At 41.1% G+C, this 19,111-nt stretch carries 20 protein-coding genes; all 20 read left to right on the top strand.

Annotation, left to right across the window (positions count from 1 at the left end; translation table 11 throughout):
• Positions 1 to 144, top strand: a 144-nt coding sequence (locus tag R8925_RS06295) for an immunoglobulin-like domain-containing protein (protein WP_430539418.1), incomplete at its 5' end; no start/stop codon positions are given.
• Between the two features lie 78 nt (positions 145 to 222).
• Positions 223 to 717 (top strand): DUF4352 domain-containing protein, encoded by a 495-nt coding sequence (locus R8925_RS06300; RefSeq protein ID WP_430535046.1) that lies wholly within the window; start codon positions 223 to 225, stop codon positions 715 to 717.
• 17 nt (positions 718 to 734) lie between these two features.
• Positions 735 to 1,871, top strand: a complete 1,137-nt coding sequence (locus R8925_RS06305; protein ID WP_430535047.1) for a glycosyltransferase — start codon at positions 735 to 737, stop codon at positions 1,869 to 1,871.
• A gap of 9 nt (positions 1,872 to 1,880) precedes the next feature.
• Positions 1,881 to 2,546, top strand: a complete 666-nt coding sequence (locus R8925_RS06310) for a YveK family protein (RefSeq protein ID WP_430535048.1) — start codon at positions 1,881 to 1,883, stop codon at positions 2,544 to 2,546.
• A gap of 7 nt (positions 2,547 to 2,553) precedes the next feature.
• Positions 2,554 to 3,231, top strand: coding sequence for a CpsD/CapB family tyrosine-protein kinase (locus R8925_RS06315; protein WP_430535049.1), 678 nt, complete (start codon positions 2,554 to 2,556; stop codon positions 3,229 to 3,231).
• Positions 3,218 to 4,627 carry an O-antigen ligase family protein gene (locus tag R8925_RS06320; RefSeq protein ID WP_430535050.1) on the top strand — a complete coding sequence of 470 codons (1,410 nt, stop codon included), beginning with the start codon at positions 3,218 to 3,220 and terminating at the stop codon, positions 4,625 to 4,627. Before R8925_RS06315 ends, R8925_RS06320 begins: the two co-directional genes overlap by 14 nt.
• Positions 4,621 to 5,388 (top strand): glycosyltransferase family 2 protein, encoded by a 768-nt coding sequence (locus R8925_RS06325; RefSeq protein WP_430535051.1) that lies wholly within the window; start codon positions 4,621 to 4,623, stop codon positions 5,386 to 5,388. The genes R8925_RS06320 and R8925_RS06325 overlap by 7 nt, the downstream gene beginning before the upstream one ends.
• Positions 5,389 to 5,424: 36 nt before the next feature.
• Positions 5,425 to 6,078, top strand: coding sequence for a sugar transferase (locus R8925_RS06330; protein ID WP_430535052.1), 654 nt, complete (start codon positions 5,425 to 5,427; stop codon positions 6,076 to 6,078).
• Positions 6,079 to 6,081: 3 nt separating this feature from the next.
• On the top strand, positions 6,082 to 7,536 hold the full coding sequence (locus R8925_RS06335; RefSeq protein WP_430535053.1) for a flippase: 1,455 nt from the start codon (positions 6,082 to 6,084) through the stop codon (positions 7,534 to 7,536).
• A gap of 4 nt (positions 7,537 to 7,540) precedes the next feature.
• Complete coding sequence (locus R8925_RS06340) at positions 7,541 to 8,383, top strand: hypothetical protein (RefSeq protein ID WP_430535054.1); 843 nt, start codon at positions 7,541 to 7,543, stop codon at positions 8,381 to 8,383.
• Positions 8,364 to 9,701 carry a nucleotide sugar dehydrogenase gene (locus tag R8925_RS06345; RefSeq protein WP_430535055.1) on the top strand — a complete coding sequence of 446 codons (1,338 nt, stop codon included), beginning with the start codon at positions 8,364 to 8,366 and terminating at the stop codon, positions 9,699 to 9,701. The genes R8925_RS06340 and R8925_RS06345 overlap by 20 nt, the downstream gene beginning before the upstream one ends.
• 3 nt (positions 9,702 to 9,704) lie before the next feature.
• Positions 9,705 to 10,928 (top strand): glycosyltransferase, encoded by a 1,224-nt coding sequence (locus R8925_RS06350; protein WP_430535056.1) that lies wholly within the window; start codon positions 9,705 to 9,707, stop codon positions 10,926 to 10,928.
• Positions 10,925 to 11,878 carry an SDR family NAD(P)-dependent oxidoreductase gene (locus tag R8925_RS06355; protein WP_430535057.1) on the top strand — a complete coding sequence of 318 codons (954 nt, stop codon included), beginning with the start codon at positions 10,925 to 10,927 and terminating at the stop codon, positions 11,876 to 11,878. Before R8925_RS06350 ends, R8925_RS06355 begins: the two co-directional genes overlap by 4 nt.
• A 31-nt stretch (positions 11,879 to 11,909) precedes the next feature.
• Positions 11,910 to 12,482 carry a Crp/Fnr family transcriptional regulator gene (locus tag R8925_RS06360; protein WP_430535058.1) on the top strand — a complete coding sequence of 191 codons (573 nt, stop codon included), beginning with the start codon at positions 11,910 to 11,912 and terminating at the stop codon, positions 12,480 to 12,482.
• A gap of 740 nt (positions 12,483 to 13,222) precedes the next feature.
• A complete protein-coding gene (locus R8925_RS06365) occupies positions 13,223 to 14,074 on the top strand; it encodes a PRD domain-containing protein (RefSeq protein ID WP_430535059.1) in 852 nt (283 codons plus the stop codon).
• Positions 14,071 to 15,930, top strand: coding sequence for a beta-glucoside-specific PTS transporter subunit IIABC (locus R8925_RS06370; protein WP_430535060.1), 1,860 nt, complete (start codon positions 14,071 to 14,073; stop codon positions 15,928 to 15,930). The genes R8925_RS06365 and R8925_RS06370 overlap by 4 nt, the downstream gene beginning before the upstream one ends.
• 9 nt (positions 15,931 to 15,939) lie before the next feature.
• On the top strand, positions 15,940 to 17,364 hold the full coding sequence (locus R8925_RS06375; protein ID WP_430535061.1) for a glycoside hydrolase family 1 protein: 1,425 nt from the start codon (positions 15,940 to 15,942) through the stop codon (positions 17,362 to 17,364).
• A gap of 404 nt (positions 17,365 to 17,768) precedes the next feature.
• Positions 17,769 to 18,368, top strand: coding sequence for a YdeI/OmpD-associated family protein (locus R8925_RS06380; protein WP_430535062.1), 600 nt, complete (start codon positions 17,769 to 17,771; stop codon positions 18,366 to 18,368).
• Positions 18,369 to 18,385: 17 nt separating this feature from the next.
• The gene (locus R8925_RS06385) at positions 18,386 to 18,739 is read left to right on the top strand and encodes a hypothetical protein (protein WP_430535063.1); all 354 of its coding nucleotides are present in this window, start codon (positions 18,386 to 18,388) and stop codon (positions 18,737 to 18,739) included.
• A 13-nt stretch (positions 18,740 to 18,752) separates the two neighbouring features.
• Complete coding sequence (locus R8925_RS06390; RefSeq protein ID WP_430535064.1) at positions 18,753 to 19,031, top strand: hypothetical protein; 279 nt, start codon at positions 18,753 to 18,755, stop codon at positions 19,029 to 19,031.
• The last annotated feature ends 80 nt before the right edge of the window (positions 19,032 to 19,111 follow it).

Below are 19,111 nucleotides of genomic sequence, written 5' to 3' on the forward strand. Positions count from 1 at the left end.
GTTCGTACAGGTGGATTTGATGCCGCAACGAAAACCTTTTCTGTCTATGCCAAAGATAAAATCACATCCAAGAGCGACGTTGTTCAAATCAAAGGATACGACAAAAATTGGAATATCATAACACAGAATGTAACTATTAACTAACACTGAGAAAGATTGGTACCTAGGATAGATGTCTTGGGTACCGATTTTTAACAAAATTAATAGGAATGAGGATTTTACATGAAGAACTATCAAAAAATGATTATTGCTGTGGCAACTATTTTTGCATTGGCTATAACAGCGATAGGTTGTAGTGCGCCAAAAGCGAATAATAACCAGCAAACAACGAAACAACTTCAAACAGAACTAGGTAAGAAAAGAGTTATCGCAGACATTGAAATGACACCGAAAAGCTTTGAATATAAACAAGATGACACATTCCAAGAAAAAGGTAAGAAATTAACCGTGATTAACATGCATATTGCTAACAAAACAAAAGCAGGATTTGGCGTTGGTGCAGGTGATTTTCACTTAGAATCAAAAGATAGGAAGAAAATGGAGACATTTGGTTATGCGGATAGTTTCGGCGATGTCATCCCAGCTGGGAAAATACTCGATGGTAATGCTTATTTTGCCATTCCAAAAGAGGATAAGAACTACGTGCTAGTCTATCATCCAGCAAACTCTGCCAAAGAACAAACACTAAAATGGATTATCGGTGCGCCTAAAAAATAAGAAAAGAAGGAATCGAGATGCTAAACGCCAAAAAAATAATGATGTTCAGCTCCGTCCATGTGTGGAATGATACGCGCATTTTTTACAAAGAGGCGATGACGCTTGCCGATGCAGGTTTTGAAGTCGATTTCTATGCGATTGATAATGGGATGGAAGTGGTCAAGCATCCTGATTTGCGCGTACATCTATTGCCTGCGAGCACGTCACGACTTGCCCGACCGCTTCGCTGGCACCAACTTTACCACATCGCCAAAGCTTCCGATGCGTTATACTATCATATTCATGATCCAGAACTGCTTCTCTTACTACCAAAATTACGCAAAAAGAAACCGGATGCGATTTTCACCTACGACATGCATGAGAATTTTCCAGCAGACATCGAGACGAAAACATGGATTCCAGCGCTTTTGCGAAAACCTCTCCAAAAATGGATTTTGCGGATGGAAAAACTAACGATGGCTTGCTGTGATCATCTGATTTTTGCAGAAGAGTCTTACGTGGCGAGTTATGAACATGTCACATGCACTAAAATGACGGTTTATAACTATCCGACGTACATGCCGGTGATTCAAAAGCAAACATCCGATGCGTATTTCACGCTGATTTATGTCGGCAGTATCACAGAAGATCGCGGTATTTTTGAAATGTTAGGGCTGATTCGTGATTTACAAGAAAAGCACCCAGACCAATATCGCTTAAAGCTGCTAGGCCCGATGACGCAAAATCTAGAGACAGAAGTACAGGCGTTTGTGACATCGCATCAGTTAGGCAATGTGGTTCAAATCTACGGGCGTGTACCTTATCCAGAAATTTGGCAAGCGTATGCGGCATCTGACTTAGGGCTATGCCTTTTACACCCCATCCCCAACTATCTTCACTCCATGGCCACCAAATTATATGAGTATATGGCGGCTTCCCTCCCCATCCTTGCCTCTGACTTCCCAGATTGGGACGCATTTATACAAAAACATCAAAGTGGGACGACGTGCTCTCCATTTGATCGCGAAAAGTTGATATGGGAAGTAGAAAAACGAGCGGCGACTCGGGAACAATACATGCAAGAAGGTGAACGGGGTCGTTTGGCTTATGAGCAGCATTATCATTGGGGAATCGAAGCACAAAAAATGCGGGATACCATTTATAACGTTAAGTAATTGGAGGAAATGATGACACAAGGAATGAAAACGAAGCAATGGATTCGAAGTTTGAAAAAAGCATGGTATTGGCTAGTAATCATACCAGCAATACTTGTCATACTCACATTTACAATCGGAAAACTATGGCTTACACCAGATTATACGACATCTACGCAAGTATTGGTTACAACGGTCACCGCTAACAACGAAGCGCAGGCCTCCGATAATGTACGTTCCTCGATTCAGCTGAGTGACACGTACAGCACGACGATTGGCAGCGCGCGGACTATGAAAGAAGTGATTGATAAATATGATTTTAAGATGACACCAGAAGAATTGGCGAAAAAGGTAACCGTCAAAGGAAACGTGAATTCGCTTGTTTTTTCGATTACAGTCGTGGATGAAAATCCAGAGCAGGCGAAACGGATAGCGAATGGCGTTGCGACAGTGGCTCAAGCGGATTTTCCAGATCTGTTTAGTGGTACGAAAATCATCAACTTAGAAAAAGCGAGTGAACCCGTGGTAGTTAGCAGTATCACGCAATATATTTTAGCAGCTGGTTTTGGGCTAGGAATAGCGCTAGTTATTGTATTATATCAAGCGAGCTACGATACGATTATCCGTCAACGAGAAAACTTTGAAGAACTTGGCTTGCGTTTCTTAGGAGATATTCCATTGATCGAAGGAGAGTAAAAAAGACATGGCTAGATTGAAGAAAAATCAATTGTTTTTTACAGGTAAATCGAAATCATTTGAAGCAGAAAAAATTCGTTCGGCGCAGGTGAGTCTTCAATTTTCCTTGAGTACGCTAGAAAAGGCGCAAACCATCATGTTCACATCCGCGAATAAAGGTGAGGGCAAGACCTTTTGTATTAGTAATGTGGCGAAGGAATACGCGAAACAAGGTAAGAAAGTGTTGCTGGTGGATCTAGATTTACACCGACCTCGACTTTCACAAGCGATTGCGCCGAGAGAACAGGGCGGACTAATGAATGCGATATGTGATGTTTCTTCTGTGGATGATCAAATTATTGCGTTGGGGGACGAAAATCTCTTTTTCCTACCGACAGGACTACTTCCTGCAAACCCGCTGGAAATTGTGAGTGCTGGTTTATTGGTACCGCTGTTCTCGAAGTTAGAAGAGTGGTTTGACATGATTTTCATTGATACACCGCCAGTTCGTGTGTTATCCGATGGTCGAATGATTGCAACATTATGCGATGGTGTGGTGTTTGTCGTTCGCAGTGGCGTCACGAAATTACATGAGGTGGAGGAAGCAAAGGCGCACATTGAAAACACTGGCATACCAATCATTGGTGGGATTTTAAACGGTCAATCGTACAATAAAAAAGAGAAGAATACGTATGCCTATTATTAATTGGTTTATGAATCGCGCGAAATTGATTTTACTAGCGATAGGTTTCATTGTTGCTTCAGAGGCATGCGTTTTGATGCCCTATGGCTATGTTGGATTATTATTGTTTTTCGTTCTAGTCTTTATTTTGCTACCGATTGATATCGAAAAATTCACGATGGCACTTAGTTTTGCGATTCTGTTTTCGGGATTTTTTGGTTCTTATTTAGGTGTACCTGGTAATGAAAATATCTTTTTATTTCGTCTTTTGATCCCTATTCACCTTGTTTTTTTTCTGTTCTTTGTGAAAAAGGACTGGACGCGATTGCGGTATGTAAAAGGTTTGTTTCTTTTATTTGTGGCGTTTTTTATCGGGATGCTGGCAACTGGATTTTGGGCGCCACAACTAGGTGAGAGTGTTCGGTATCTTTATTTTATTTTTGAATGGTTGTATGTCATTTTTTTGTGTGTTTATTATATTGGCAATGAGAGAACGTACCAGCTTTTTACGAGAGGGATTATGATTCTTTACATCGGTATTTTAGGCATCGGTGTGTGGGAAAGCTTGACGGGGCATCATTTAAGTCAATCAGGTTCGCTTTTTTATGAAACGACGACAAGTGCTTTTCAGCCGACTGGTTTTCAGTTCAACACGAATGATTTTGCGTCGTTATTAACGATTTTGTTTCCTGTTGTGGTCATGCAGCTAACGACTTGGAAAAAGAAAGGCTGGATGTTGAGCGGAATTATCTGTGTTGGCGGGGTTTCGATGTACCTCGTTATCATGACGAATTCTCGCCTCGCGATGGTGGTGCTTTTGCTTGAAATCTTTGTCTTATTGTTCGGCTGGTCTAAACTGTGGTCGTTTGTCTCGGTTTATGTGATTGGAATGGGTACTTTGCTTGTTTCCACATTTCATTCTTCTGGCTTTGTCCAAAACCTGCTCGGCATGGTACTGAACTCTTTCACGGAGAAAGGGGATTCGACGAGTGCGCGCATGCAGATGTACCAAGCGTCGTGGGATATGATCAAAGAATCACATTTTATGGGGATTGGCGCAGGAAATTTACCGCTTCGATTGGATGCTTACATGTATGGCTTTGAACGGTTATCGGATAATTATTGGGCGCCGCATAACTACTGGCTAGAGGCTTTAGCGAATGGTGGCTTGCTTGCTTTCCTACCGTTACTTGCTTTTTTCATGGTGTATTTTATTTTTGCAGCGCGTTATTGGATGCGGGAGAAATATAGTGCCGTGTCAGCGATTCCGCTTTTGATTGGACTTGCATTTGTCGCAGCGAGTATTGGACTGAGTAGTACGATTGATAAACGACATTTGAGCCTTGGTATTGGTATTGGTATTGGCTTAGCAGTTCTTAATATACGTTATTTTCAGAAAGGAAGGAGTAAGCAATGCTAGTGAGTATTATTATGCCGGCACACAACGCGGAGGCGCATATTCGGACGGCTATAGATAGCGTGTTGGCGCAAAGTTTCGGAAATTTCGAATTGTTGATTATGGATGATTGTTCAACGGATAGTACGGTAGATATTGTTCGGTCCTACACAGATCCGCGACTGAAGCTACATGTGTTGGGGTCCAATCTAGGTGCAGCCGGAACGCGCAATTATGGGATTCGCCAAGCAACAGGACGCTACCTTGCTTTTCTAGATAGCGATGATTGCTGGAAGCCCGAAAAATTGGCGATGCAGCTCGCGTTTATGCAAGCGAATCAGGCGGCGTTGAGCTATACAGCGTACGATGTGATGAGTCCAGATGGCACGCAGGTGACAGGGCGTGTGGATGTTCCAGAATCCGTGACGTATCGTTATTTACTGCGAAACACGATTATTGGCTGTCTGACGGTGATGATTGATACCGCGCAAACAGGCTTGGTGCAAATGCCCGCGTTTCGAGGTGCAGAAGACACAGCAACATGGCTCACGATTTTGAAAAAAGGATATGTGGCAAGAGGATTGACAGAATCGCTAGCCGTTTACCGGAAAGGAAACGTGTCGCTCTCGAGTAATAAAATCCAGATGGCAAAACTGATTTGGCAGGTATATCGAAAAAACCAGCAGATGTCGATTTTGACAGCGATGACGCATTTTCCGTTTTATTTATGGAATGGTTTTAGGAAACATTTACGCACAGGCGGTTCGATGAAGCTAGTGAAATAGGTTAGAAAATAAAAGTAGAAGGAAGTGCCAAACAAAATGGAACAAAAAGTGCTTTTGGTTTCCAGTCAAGAATATAGAAAAGTCAAGCGTATTGTCGATTTTACAGTAGCGCTCGTCGGAATCGTTGTGTTGATTCCTGTTTTTCTTCTCGTAGCGCTACTTATCAAGCTGGATTCGCCAAAAGAAAAAGTGGTTTTCGTCCAAACAAGAACAGGCCTTAAAAATGAGCCATTCCGAATTTTCAAGTTTCGCTCGATGCGTCAAAGTAATCGACCAGGAGGCGCGAAGAAGCACGTATATGATTGGGAGCATGGTGTCCCAGATGATTTTGTTTTCAAATCAGCGACAGGAAAAGATCCGGAAGTATCTACGATCGGTGCCTTTGTTCGGAAGTTTAGTTTAGATGAATTGCCGCAACTGGTGAATGTGTTGCGTGGTGATATGAGCCTAGTTGGGCCACGTCCAGAAATTCCAGCGATTACAGATTTGTATTCTCGTTCCCAACAAACACGGCTCTTGGTGAAGCCAGGCGTGACCGGCTGGGCGCAGGTAAATGGGCGAAGCAATATGAATCATGGACAGAAAATGGCGTACGATAGTCACTATGTAAAGCACATTAGTTGGAAAATGGACTGCCAAATCATCGTGATGACGGTGAAACAAGTACTCGTAGGTAAGGATGCGGTGTAAGTCATGAAGAAAGTCACAACGAATTACATCTTTGTTTTACTCTATCAACTGCTGATTATCATTACACCTATTTTCACGATGCCGTATGTGATTCGCGTGTTGATGCCAGAAAATGTTGGTATTGAAGCGTATGTCAGTTCGATTGTTCAAATTTTCACGGCGTTTGCGGCACTCGGTATGGGTGATTACGGTAGAAAAGTAATCGCAAGTGTGACACGAAAGCAGGATTTAAAAATGGAATTTTACAGTTTGTATTTGGTTCAAAGTTTTTTCTCCGTGCTCGTGCTTCTCATATATCTCGTTTTTACGTTTCATACCAATCAATACCAGTTCTTGTTCTTCATTAATACGCTCGTGATTCTTTCGTACATCTTTGACATCACGTGGTTTTATACGGGGCAGGAAAATATAAAAAATATTATGATTCGAAATATGGTCGTCCGGCTCGGCTCGATGATTGGCATTTTTTGTTTTGTGAAAAATCCGGATGATTTAGCGATGTATGTGTGGATTAACGCCGCGACGCTTCTAGTAGGACAACTTGTGACGTGGCTTCCTTTATTACAGCAATTGAAAGGATTCGCACTGGATTGGTCAAAAGTGAAAAAACACCTGAAACCAGTGATGACGGTCGCGATTGTGCCGATTATCACGCTCATTCCGCTCGCATTAAATAAAGTCATTTTAGGGAATAACACCTCGGCGATGGAGGTTGGTTTCTATAATCAAGCCTTTAAATTAATGACATTATTCGTTGTGTTTGTCACCGCTCTGTCGACAGTGATGAGTCCGCGAATGGTCAAACAACATAATGGGGCTAATAAGGAAGATTTTGCACAGTCTATCTACTTTTCGTTTCGTTATGTGTCTCTGAGTACATTACCACTCGTGACCGGTTTAATTGCGATTGCCCCCGTTTTTATTCCGTTTTTTCTTGGCACAGCCTTCTATCCCTCCGTCTTGAACCTGCAAATTTTAGCCCCCGCCTTATTTTTCTCCGGTTTAGCCGGCATCTTCGGTTTACAGATTCTAGTGACGATAGGCAAAAATAAGAGTTATGCTTACAGCGTGCTAATCGCAGCCGTCCTTAGTTTTGGTACGAATATTCTCTTCATCTCGTGGTGGGGAAGTTATGGTACTGCGGTTGCTTACTTGATTTTTACGATGATGACCTGCGTATTACAGGCTTACTTTGCTCGAAAGTATTTTTCCATCAAAAAAATGATGCGCCAGATATTCCCTTACCTCACAGCGTGTTTAATTGCGTTTGGCTGTGAATTTGGCGCCTCGTATTTGCTGGTGGGGTTCCATCCAATCGTGATGATGACTGCACAAGTAATGGTTGGCGGCCTTGCTTATGTTGGAGTATTATTCCTACTCCATGATCCGCTTATTCTCCAAGCATGGTGCTGGGTACGATCGAATTTTGTTCCTAAAACACAAAAAGAAAGAGGATGAGTACGTGTTTCATTTTGATAGTATTCGTAACATGGCTGATTTATTGGTAAAAAAGAAAGCGATGTTAGCCAAATGTTCGGAAAGGAAAATCGTGTTGTTGGGCGGAAGTAGCGTGCTTTACGGTTTTAATACCGATGAAATCCAGCGACAGCTTGGGAAACCAACGTTCAATGCTGGTGTCAATGTAGGACTTGGCTTTCAGTATTTGCTAGATAACGTAGAGCCTTATTTAAAACCCGGCGATCATGTCGTGTTGCCGCTTGAATTTAATCAGTATACGAACCCAGCCTATTACGTTTTTGGCTTCGGGATTGATACGTTTGTTCACCGAAACTATTGGCAAAATCAAGCGAAGTACCGCCAAAAGTGGAAATTGTTCCTCCTTTCGCTCAAGCATGCCCGGTCCTCCGCAACACCTGAAAAACGTTCGAGGCGCAAAGCTGCCACACTCACAGAAACGGGATGTTATACAGGTTTAGATACACAAGTTCGTGATCCACAGACGTTGCGAGGCATTCCATTCCCAGAAACGTTTCGAGTGACGCCGACGATGCAAACAATAACCGATTTCATGATACGGTGTCGCATGAACGGCATTCAAGTAAAACTCTTGCCACCTGTTTTTTATGCGCAAGAGCTGAATCTCCCATATCTTGAAAATTTGTATGCCTATTTTGGCGAAAAGATCGAGCCTAATTTGTTCCAACTAGAGGCTTTCGAAGTATATGATTCGGTGTATCATGCGAACCAAATGGGACAAACTCGTGTGACGAAGCAATTGATTACCATACTAAATCATTCTAAAAATAGAGAGGAATTAGAAACTCATGATGAAACAGAAATTTGAAAATAAAGAAGCAAAAATTGCGATTATAGGACTTGGTTATGTAGGCTTACCGCTAGCCACTGCGTTTGTCAGCCAAGGATTCTACACGATTGGTTATGACACGAGTGAGAAAAAAGTGGCAACCTTGTTGGACGGCGTATCGGATATTGCCGATGTTTCTAACCAAACATTGCAACAGTGCCTAGATACGTACGATTTTGAATTATCCTCCCAACCCGAGAGTTTACGAGAAGCCGATGCTATCATCATTTGTGTCCCAACTCCGCTTACCGAATCCATGGAGCCAGACATGCGCTTTATCAATCATGCGATGCAAGATATCGTGGCATATGCGAAGCAAGAAGTCTTTATCTCCCTTGAAAGCACCACGTATCCTGGCACGACCAGCGAACTCATTTGTGCTCCCATGATAGAAAAAGGCTTCACGCTTGGCGAGGATTTCTTTGCCTGTTATTCTCCAGAACGCGTCGACCCTGGCAATAAAAAATTCCATACGCTGAATACCCCGAAAGTCGTAGGTGGTGTGGATGCGGCTTCGAAAGAACTTGGCGAAATCTTATACAGCCAAGTCATCGACACGATTGTTCCAGTGAACTCAGCAGAAGTTGCCGAAATGAGTAAGCTACTCGAAAATACCTTCCGCAGCATCAATATCGCGTTTATTAACGAAATGGCCCTTTTAGCAGAAAAAATGGATATTGATATTTGGGAGACGATCGAAGCGGCAAGTAGTAAACCATTCGGCTTCATGAAATTCACACCCGGTCCTGGCATTGGCGGGCACTGCATTCCGCTTGATCCGATGTATTTGTCATGGAAAGCGAAGTCGAAAAACTTTTACAGCCGCTTCATTGAACTGGCACATGAAACAAATCATTTAATGCCAGAGAAAATGGTCGATCACGCGGCAGAAGCGCTGAATATGCACCAAAAAGCGATTAACGGCTCAAAAATCCTGCTTGTTGGGATGGCGTATAAAGAAAACAGTAACGATTTGCGCGAATCTCCGGGCTTGCACATCTACGAACAATTGGTGGCACGTGGCGCGGATGTGGCTTTTTGTGACCCCGAAGCACCAACGTTCCGCGACGCTACTGGAAACATACAAGAAAGTGTTGCCGTCGATTACGATGCGTTTGCGGCCTATGATTTAGTCGTCATTGTGACGCCGCATCAAGCATTTGACCTCAAGCAAATCGGGACGCATAGCCAACTGATTTTAGATACAAAAAATGCGTTAAACGAGGCTTTTAAAGAAAAGAAATGGGCATACGGTAAAGTGCAAGCGACGCAAGACTTGGCGAAAGGAGCCCGCTAAACGATGCGCCAACACATCTTGTTTTTTGTCACAGAGTTCCCGACACTTTCCGAAACATTTATTCTAAATCAAATCACCGGTGCCTTGGATTTGGGGCACGATATCACGATTTTAGCACTGAAGCGAGGTAATACAGAGCAGATGCATACGGATGTAATGAAATACCATTTATTAGGAAAAGTCATCTACGTGGATTTAGCGGATTATAAGGGGAAGCGTTTAGTGCAAGCTATTTTGTGTGGAATAAAGCATCCAATTCGAACGGCAAAATTGCTGAACAAAAAGAAATACGGAGCGATTACGACCTCTTTACAGCCAGTCATTGTGGCACAAAAAATACCGAAACAGAGCTTTGATCTCGTCGTTGCACATTACGGGAATGTAGGCTTGGTCGCCAGTATTTTACAAGATCAAGGGGTGTTGATTGGCTCGCTCGTTACCTTTTTCCACGGATACGATGTTACGCGCACAATTGAGCAAAAAGGCGCGGCATTTTACACATTTCTATTTCAGTCAGATACGACTTTATTGCCCATCAGTGATTTTTGGGCGCGACGCCTGCTCGAACTTGGCGCGAACAAAGAAAAAATGCACGTCCATCACATGGGGATTGATACAGAAAGTTTTCGGATGCAAGCGCTGCAACCAACGCAAGCCACATTACAACTTCTCCTTGTCGCACGCTTAACAGATAAAAAAGGAATTCCTGACGCGATTCGTGCGGTGCAGTTTTTACAAACACGTGGTTTGGATACGATGTTACATCTTGTTGGTGACGGTGAAAAACGTGCGGAGCTGGAAACGCTTGTTGCAAGTCTGAATCTTCAAGGGCATGTCCGGTTTCATGGCTTTCTAAACCAAGAGCAAGTAAAGGCGCAATTCCAAACGAGTGACATTTTTCTTTTACCGAGTGTCGTCGCAGAAGATGGGGATATGGAAGGTATCCCGGTATCATTAATGGAAGCGATGGCTCAAGGAAAGCCAGTCATTGCAACGATACACAGCGGCATCCCAGAACTAATTCAGCACGGCAAAACAGGTTTTCTCGTGCCAGAACATGATGCCGGAGCGCTAGGGAAAGCCGTTTTGAATTATTTGCAGCTCTCAGAACGAGAAAAAATGCAGATGGTCACTCGAGCACGTGAAAAAGTATGTGAGGCGTTTGATATAAAGACACTAAACGGCGCGCTATTTCAAAAAAAGGTAACAAAGGAGGCTAAACCATGACCCATACCATTTTAGTAACAGGTGGCGCAGGTTTTATAGGCAGCCATTTAGTCGAGGCATTAGCTAACAAGGGTGCCAATACGATTATTGTTTTTGATAATTTAAGCACCGGTAGCCTTGAAAATATTCCGAATCTAGAGAACGTCTTATTTGTGAGGGGAGATGTGCAAAGCGAAGCAGATATTATGCAGCTATTCTCCCAATTTACTTTTGACTACATCTATCATTTGGCGGCTGTCGCAAGTGTTGCAGAATCAGTGAAGCGCCCACTAGCAACGCATCAGGTGAACATGGATGCCACGATTTATTTATTAGAAGCTACGCGCGCTCAAGAAAAAGTGGTTCGTAAATTCGTCTTTGCCTCGTCAGCAGCTGTATATGGCGCAGAACCAACGCTACCGAAAACAGAAAAGTCTATTATCGATCCTATTACGCCGTACGGTATCGACAAATATGCTTCTGAAAAATACGTGACATCTTATGGCCATTTATACGGCTTAAATGTCTCTGTTGCTAGATTTTTCAATGTATACGGTCCGCGTCAAAACCCATCGTCGCCTTATTCTGGTGTTCTATCAATCCTAGTGAAGGCGGCTAAACAAGTGAAGCAAGAAGGAAATGGCTTTTTCCAAGTATTTGGCGATGGGGAGCAAGTACGTGATTTTGTTTATGTGGAAGATGTCGTACAGGGGTTAATTTTGTTAGGAACAAAGGCGGAAAGTCAGGCTGAAACATTTAATATTGGATCAGGAGAAAGGCATAGGTTAATTGACATTATTTCCTTTTGCGAAACGATACTAGGAATCAATCTGCCGGTGTCGTATTGTGAGGCGCGTATAGGTGATATTAAATATTCCTACGCCTCCATTGATAAAATCGCACAGCTGGGCTATAAAACACGGTTTACAATGCATCAAGGGCTAGAAAAATATATGAATTATATGTCATAAAAAAGTAGGGTAATAATAAGGGGGAATAACGATGATACAAGAAATGTCCGTGGATAATGTCATTAGTTTAAGCAAAGGTGAAAATCTACAATATCAAGGAAGCTACATTGTAAAAGAGGGTTTTTTAGCATGCAAGATTTTAGAACAGCTTGTTTATTTCGTGCAGCAAGGAGATGCTATTGTAACCCAATTTGATAGTAGAAGCTTGTTGCAGTTTCAAGCCAAAACAGCAACTAACTTGATAAAAGTAGCAGAGGCGCGAGATTACGTAATTTTAAGACAGCAGGAGGTTGTGAAAGAACGAGTTTTGCAGGCGTTAATTGCGCATGCTCAAATTCTTTCTATGCCAGCAAAACAGAGGCTGTACGTTGTGTTGTATCAATTGGGAAAAGAAATGGGAACCAAAATAGGCACAGAACGTCATATTCCAGCTATTATGACACAGATGGAAATGGCTAGCTATATTAATTGTACGAGAGAATATTTATGCCTTATTAAAAAGCAGCTGATAGAGGATGGTTGGTTGAAAAAAGAGCGGGGATGGGCCCTATTGGATTGGATGCGCTGGGAATTGAAATTTAGTAAGGTATTAGGATGTGTATGAGATTTAGCTTATTACAAAAAATCAATTAAATGTATCTCATAATAACTACGTCACGTCCAATAACAATAAGTATAATTGGACATTTACACTCCTTTAGGCTTTTTCACATGAATTCAGTTTCATGTGAAAGAGTTTTTTTTGCTTTAAAATTCTAATCGAAGTGTGAGTATATTCACCTTTTGTAGAAAATCGGCATTCGTGTGATAAAATGTAACAAAAATATAAAGCCCAATAAAATTGTGCGATAGTGAAAATAAGATTAAAGTAGTAATAATATCGTGTGGTTTTTTGTTTTTTTGATAGGATATACTAGTGAAGGTATTGGCTGTTTTGGTAGGAGGATATATTATGGATATAGGATTTAAGTTGGGCATATTATTAGAGAAGCACGTGAAAAGAAAGGATATTCACAGGCTGAATTATGTGAAGGTATTTGTCACATTAATACGATTAGAAATACGGAGACGAATGTTTGATGGATGTATTCCATCATTTAGTAAGTTTAAATGGAGTATATTAACTTATTACTCACTTTGCATTTGCAAGAAAGCGTTAACATTTGTTTTTTTTCATTTGCAATGTTATCATGGTGGCAAAGAGAAAAAGCAAGATATGACGTTGGAGTCATATTTGTGAGTATGTTACTGAATTTTATCAGGCAGAACTCAAGGAAGCATATCAGGAGACAAAGGTCTCACTGGTATACTTTCTTGGGTTTTTTTTCTGGAAAGGAGGAAAAAATGAAAATCAGCCAAATCTTGAATAATAATGTTGCATTGGTGAGAAGAGGAGGGAATGAAGTATTCGTCGTTTCAAAGGGCATTGGCTTCAAAAAGAAAAAGGGACAGCAAATCACCGAAGAGGAAGTTGAGAAGATGTACATTCTCGATTCCTTCGACATGTTGGACCACTTTAGTTATCTATTGTCTCATTCAGATCCCAATGACATTCTGTTAATCAGTAATATTATTTCTTATGGAGAGGAAAAATTAGGTATCAAGGCAAGCGATTATTTAAGTTTGGCTCTTCTCGACCACTTGGAGTTTCTGTTGAAGCGGGTGGAAAAACAGCAATATATTAAGAGTCCTTTGATTTGGGCTACAAAGCGTTTTTATCCGGCTCATTTTCAAGTGGGGCTCAAGGCATTAAAAATGATCGAGGAACAAAAGGGATTGCAGCTGCCGGAGGATGAAGGCGTATCGTTGTGCTTGCACTTTGTAAACATGGAAGAAAGTCAAGACAGTTATAAGGATCGTGTTCTTGAAGTACAGACATTGAGTAATTTGGTTTCGATTGTTGAACGACATTTCAATATCGTGCTAGATGAAAAATCAGCCAATTATATGCGTTTCAGTAGCCATCTGCAATATTTTGTGCAGCGGATCATCGATGGCGAGCCCTTTAACGACGGTTCAGAAACGCTAGAACTTTATAAACAAGTTTGTCAATTGTATCCAGAATCATTTAAAGCGGTACAGAAGATGAAAGTATACGTAGGTTCACAATTTGGCTTTGAAATTTCAATTAACGAAGAAACCTATTTGATGCTTCATATAAATCGTGTAACAGAAAGAATGGAGGACAAAAATTGAGTTATGAAAAACTAAATACACAACTGATCGAATTGGTCGGAGGTAAAGATAATATTAAAGCAGTAGCACATTGTGTGACGCGTTTACGACTAACTTTAAATGATCGTAGTTTAGCCAAAACAGAAGAGATTAAGCATTTAGATGGTGTGATTGATGTTGTTTCGAATGATGTTGCCTATCAGATTATTATTGGGACTCATGTGACAGATGTTTATAATGAATTTATGGCAATGCTTGCCTTGAAATCAGATGGAGAGCAAGCTGAAAAACCAAAGGCGAAAGGAGTCAAAGGGATAGCCTCATCGATTTTAGTCATGATTTCTGAAACGATGTCATCGATTATTGAGGTGTTGTTGGCCGCGGGGATGATTGCAGGAATAATGGCTATTATTTCCTTAACGGGTTTGGTACCAAAAGACAGTTCGACGTATATGATTTTTGATACCTTACGTAGTAGTGTGTTCCATTTCTTACCTATTTTTATTGCTGCTTCCGCGGCTAAGCGGATGAAGCTGAATGAATACGTCGCAATGGCGTTAGCAGTTGGTCTGCTTTCCACTAATATTGATGGTGTGGAAGGACTAGAACTATTCGGTTACAATCTTCCAACAATCAGTTATGCCAATACCTTTATCCCAATCTTACTAGGTGTCTGGTTCTTGAGTATCGTGACAAAATATCTGAAAAAAATCATTCCCAGTGGATTGCAGTATTTCTTAGTCCCAGCGTTATCTCTTGTATTGACATTCCCAGTTATTTTAGTATTTTTCGGTCCAATCGGTACCTTGATTGGTGACGGTATCAGTGCCTTCTTCGATTTACTGATGAATACGATTGGAAATTGGATTGTAGTGATGCTGTATGCAGCTTTTCAACCGTTCCTGATCGTTTTAGGTGCGGCAAACTTTACTTATCCAATCGCATTGAATTTTTTTGGGACTATAGGTTATGACCCAATTATCACTCATGCGGCCACAATCTCCGATATCGCCGTTTGTGGCGCGATGTTCGGCTACTTTTTGCGTGCAAAAAAAGGCCATCAACGTCAAATGTTCGGTACTGTTGGTTTTAGCGCGTTAATGGGAATTACTGAACCCGCAGTATTCGGGGTGTTTGTGAAATATCGCCGACCTTTCTTAGCTGTCATCATCGGTGGTGGATTGGGCGGATTAATAGCTGGTCTAGCTGGTGTCAAATCGATGGGCTTTGTCTGGGGGTTAGCCGCGTTACCAACTTATTTAGCTGGTGGAACGAGCAACTTTATTTGGATGCTAATCAGTGTAGTCCTTGGATTTGTTGGGGCATTCGCAGTGGCTTACGGCATCGGTATTCCAAAAGAAGAATCCGAAGAAGAACCTGAGAAAAAAGAAATAGTGGAATCATTAGAGAGCAATCAAGGGTTGAAGCAAGTTTGTATTAGTAAAATCGCAGAGGGAACAGTTATTCCATTAAGTGAAGTCAGCGATAAAGCGTTTGCTTCGGGAGCGTTAGGTAAGGGGGCTGGAATTCTGCCATCTCAAGCAGAAGAAACAATTATTTCACCAGTTGAAGGAACGGTAACAGTCGTCTTTCCAACCAAGCATGCTTACGGCATCAAAACGAACAATGGCGTGGAGATATTGATTCATATTGGTGTCGACACTGTCAATTTGGAAGGAAAATATTTTGAAAGTTTCATCGCACAGGGCCAAGAAGTGAGAAAAGGCGATGTCTTGGCAAAATATCAAGCGCTTAATGTAGAAGAAGCTGGTTTTGACCCCGTCATCATAATTGTCGTGACGAATTCAAATGATTATCTTGATGTGATCTCAACCAATAATGAACAAGAGAATGCATTGTTAACAGTGATTCTATAGGAGGAGTGGATGGAAGGTATGAAAGATTTTTTCTGGGGTGGCAGTATCGCCGCCCACCAATGTGAGGGCGCTTGGCAAGAAGGCGGCAAGGGTCCAGCGATTATGGATTTTGTTACGAAAGGATCGAATAAAGAGCCGCGGACGATTACTGATAAAATTGATCCCAAGCTAGATTACCCATCACACTTGGGAATCGATTTTTATCATCATTACAAAGATGATATTCAGCTATTCAAAGAAATGGGTTTCACAGCCCTACGAATTTCAATTGATTGGTCACGTATCTTTCCTAAAGGCGATGAACATGAACCAAATCAAGCAGGACTCGCTTTTTACGAGAGAGTAATCGATGAGCTATTGGCAAATAACATTGAACCGATAGTAACTCTCTATCATTTTGAAATGCCAATCCATCTTGTTCATGCATATGGTTCGTGGAAAAACCGACAAGTTATTGATTTTTATCTGCATTATTGCGAAACAGTCATGCGGTTCTATAATGATAAAGTGAAGTTCTGGGTGACTTTCAATGAAATGAATCACCTAGACCCTCAATCTGAACAATCCGATATCTTTACCTACTTGATTGCCGGGTTAAAATACAGCGAAATGGAAAATCCAGTGGAAGATTTAGCGAGAATTGGCTATAACATGACATTAGCTGGTGTTAAAGTAGTTCAATTAGCACGAAAAATCAATCCTGAAAATAAGATTGGTTGTGTTTTTGGTCTGAATCCAATCTATTCTTATGATTGCCAGCCAGATAATGTGTTGAAAGCTTTTTTTGATAACGATCAAGACTATTATCAAGTCGACGCGATGTGTAATGGCAAGTTTCCTAGATATAAAATGAGGCAATACCAGGCATTAGGCATCGAATTAGAAAATCATCCGGATGATGTTGAGGCCTTTAATAAAGGAAGCATTGATTTTATCGGATTGAATTACTACATGTCCAGCATTTCAAAATTAAATACACCAGTAGAAGGTGAGTCTGCTCTATTTGGAGGTTTACAAAATCCGTACTTAGAACAGTCGAAATGGGGATGGGGAATTGATCCAACGGGTATCCGTTATGTTTTGAATTATTTGTATAGGAGATATGAGTTGCCTATTATTATCACAGAAAATGGGTTAGGAGCCGTTGATCAAGTAGAAAATGGACAGATTCATGATGATTATCGCATTGACTATCTAGAAAAGCATGTCAACGCAGTCAAACAAGCTGTGGATGAAGACTATGTTGAATGTTTTGGCTACTTGACGTGGGCACCGATTGATTTAGTCAGTGCCACTACTGGAGAAATGAGTAAACGCTATGGGTTTATTTACGTTGATTTGGATAATCAAGGTAAAGGAAGTTTGCAACGCTATCAAAAAGATTCATTTATGTGGTACCAGAATGTGATTAAAGGAAATGGCAAGAAGCCTTAGGAATTAAAAAATTTCGATTATTATTTTTGGAAGCTTGAATTGCCGAGTCAAGTGCAACACGATATCAAAAAACTTCATACGGCATTTTCTTGGCCTTGATATGATGTCAATATCTTGGACAAAAATAAATAGAATTTAATGCGTATTTTGTTCAAAAGCGTTAGGTGTTAAGTAATCTAATAGTTTTGGGATTTCAGGTTGGAAAAACAAAGGATGTAAAAAAAGTAAGTAGTAATAGAGCCAAGAACTCTGATAAAGAGTATACCGAATCAAGTGACAATATACGTGTCACTTAATTCGGTATTAAAATTGTATATGGGTTAAACCAAATTTGCAACTCCTCCTAATTTGCGCTAAAATGACACATGATACGGAAAATAGAATTTTAGAGTGAGGTGTTCTTTATGACAGCAGGTGAAATGACGCCTAAAGTGGATGAGTATCTAGGTAAGGCGAAGCGGTATAAGGACGAATTTAAGGAATTGAGAAGAATAGCACTTGAATGTGGGTTAACGGAAGATATTAAATGGAAAAATATTTGTTTCATGTCTGAGGGCAAGAATGTGGTGCTAATTCATGGCTTTAAAGAATATTTTGCGTTGCTGTTTATGAAGGGCGTTTTATTTAAGGACCCGAACAGTATTTTGATTCAACAAACGCCAAATGTACAGTCAGCACGCCAGATTCGCTTTACTAGTTTGGAGCAGGTTACGAAGATGGAGCCGGTTATTAAGGCCTATATCGAGGAAGCGATTGCGGTCGAAAAGTCGGGTGTTGAGGTAGAATTCAAAAAGCAAGAGGAGACGGACATTCCAGAAGAGTTACAGCGGAAATTCGATGGGATGCCTGCTTTTAGAGAGGCTTTTGAAAAATTGACGCCTGGACGTCAGCGGGCGTATATTCTGTTTTTTGCGGCTCCAAAACAGACGAAAACACGGGAATCACGGATTGAAAAAAATGTGGATCGGATTATGGATGGCATTGGCTTGAATGATCGATTTTAATAAGGGGGAGATACAAAATGGAAAAATTATTTGATGAAACGCATGAGTCAGAAGCACGCTATTATCGTACGATTTGGTATGGTTATTTCGAAGGTGATTTAGATGTGGCATTACAGGATACAATCGTAGCTACGGTTCAAAATGATTTAGCACAGAAACAGGAAAATCCGCCGACTGCAACGCATTGGGTGTTTTATAGCGGGGAAACGAATAGAGATGCGGTTGATGCTTCGGTTCGTGCTTCTTTCATGGTTCGCTATCGTGATGGTGAATTTGTTAGTAACTATAACATGAGTGATTTTAATTTTGTGATTGCTTTTGATAGCATTATGGCTTTTAAAGAAAACATAGACAAGAAACTAAACGCGTAAAGGTGCGGATTTTGTGATTACGATTAGTCAATTATTTTGGTTTGTACTCGTTGCCTTACTCTCGCACGTTTTTGATTTCATACCTAAGAACAAAGGGCGGGCGTTGATTACGATGTTCGTCTTGGTGTTACGAATTTATTGGTCGATTTTCTGGCTAGGAATGGGTGTTCAGGCAACGGTGATTTTGGTTGCCTTCGAAATGATTACGGTTTTTATTGCCACGATTTATACGGCTGTGAACAAGGATGAGCGAGCGGGTTATAAAGTGAGTGCGTATTTTTCAAGAAAATAAGGGATGAAACGCTGTACAGGTTTGTATGGTGTTTTTTTATGTTTACTTCTGTACAAAAAGGGCTATACACATATAAAGCC

Origin of the sequence: Listeria rocourtiae subsp. hofi (genome assembly GCF_963575615.1) — a bacterium.
Taxonomy (GTDB): Bacteria; Bacillota; Bacilli; order Lactobacillales; family Listeriaceae; genus Listeria_A; species Listeria_A hofi.

Bases quoted from the DNA above. Each gene is read 5' to 3' on its own strand.
- R8925_RS06300 (WP_430535046.1), top strand. From the start codon at position 223: ATGAAGAACTATCAAAAAATGATTATTGCTGTGGCAACTATTTTTGCA.
- R8925_RS06305 (WP_430535047.1), top strand. From the start codon at position 735: ATGCTAAACGCCAAAAAAATAATGATGTTCAGCTCCGTCCATGTGTGG.
- R8925_RS06310 (WP_430535048.1), top strand. From the start codon at position 1,881: ATGATGACACAAGGAATGAAAACGAAGCAATGGATTCGAAGTTTGAAA.
- R8925_RS06315 (WP_430535049.1), top strand. From the start codon at position 2,554: ATGGCTAGATTGAAGAAAAATCAATTGTTTTTTACAGGTAAATCGAAA.
- R8925_RS06320 (WP_430535050.1), top strand. From the start codon at position 3,218: ATGCCTATTATTAATTGGTTTATGAATCGCGCGAAATTGATTTTACTA.
- R8925_RS06325 (WP_430535051.1), top strand. From the start codon at position 4,621: ATGCTAGTGAGTATTATTATGCCGGCACACAACGCGGAGGCGCATATT.
- R8925_RS06330 (WP_430535052.1), top strand. From the start codon at position 5,425: ATGGAACAAAAAGTGCTTTTGGTTTCCAGTCAAGAATATAGAAAAGTC.
- R8925_RS06335 (WP_430535053.1), top strand. From the start codon at position 6,082: ATGAAGAAAGTCACAACGAATTACATCTTTGTTTTACTCTATCAACTG.
- R8925_RS06345 (WP_430535055.1), top strand. From the start codon at position 8,364: ATGATGAAACAGAAATTTGAAAATAAAGAAGCAAAAATTGCGATTATA.
- R8925_RS06350 (WP_430535056.1), top strand. From the start codon at position 9,705: ATGCGCCAACACATCTTGTTTTTTGTCACAGAGTTCCCGACACTTTCC.
- R8925_RS06355 (WP_430535057.1), top strand. From the start codon at position 10,925: ATGACCCATACCATTTTAGTAACAGGTGGCGCAGGTTTTATAGGCAGC.
- R8925_RS06360 (WP_430535058.1), top strand. From the start codon at position 11,910: ATGATACAAGAAATGTCCGTGGATAATGTCATTAGTTTAAGCAAAGGT.
- R8925_RS06365 (WP_430535059.1), top strand. From the start codon at position 13,223: ATGAAAATCAGCCAAATCTTGAATAATAATGTTGCATTGGTGAGAAGA.
- R8925_RS06375 (WP_430535061.1), top strand. From the start codon at position 15,940: ATGGAAGGTATGAAAGATTTTTTCTGGGGTGGCAGTATCGCCGCCCAC.
- R8925_RS06380 (WP_430535062.1), top strand. From the start codon at position 17,769: ATGACAGCAGGTGAAATGACGCCTAAAGTGGATGAGTATCTAGGTAAG.
- R8925_RS06385 (WP_430535063.1), top strand. From the start codon at position 18,386: ATGGAAAAATTATTTGATGAAACGCATGAGTCAGAAGCACGCTATTAT.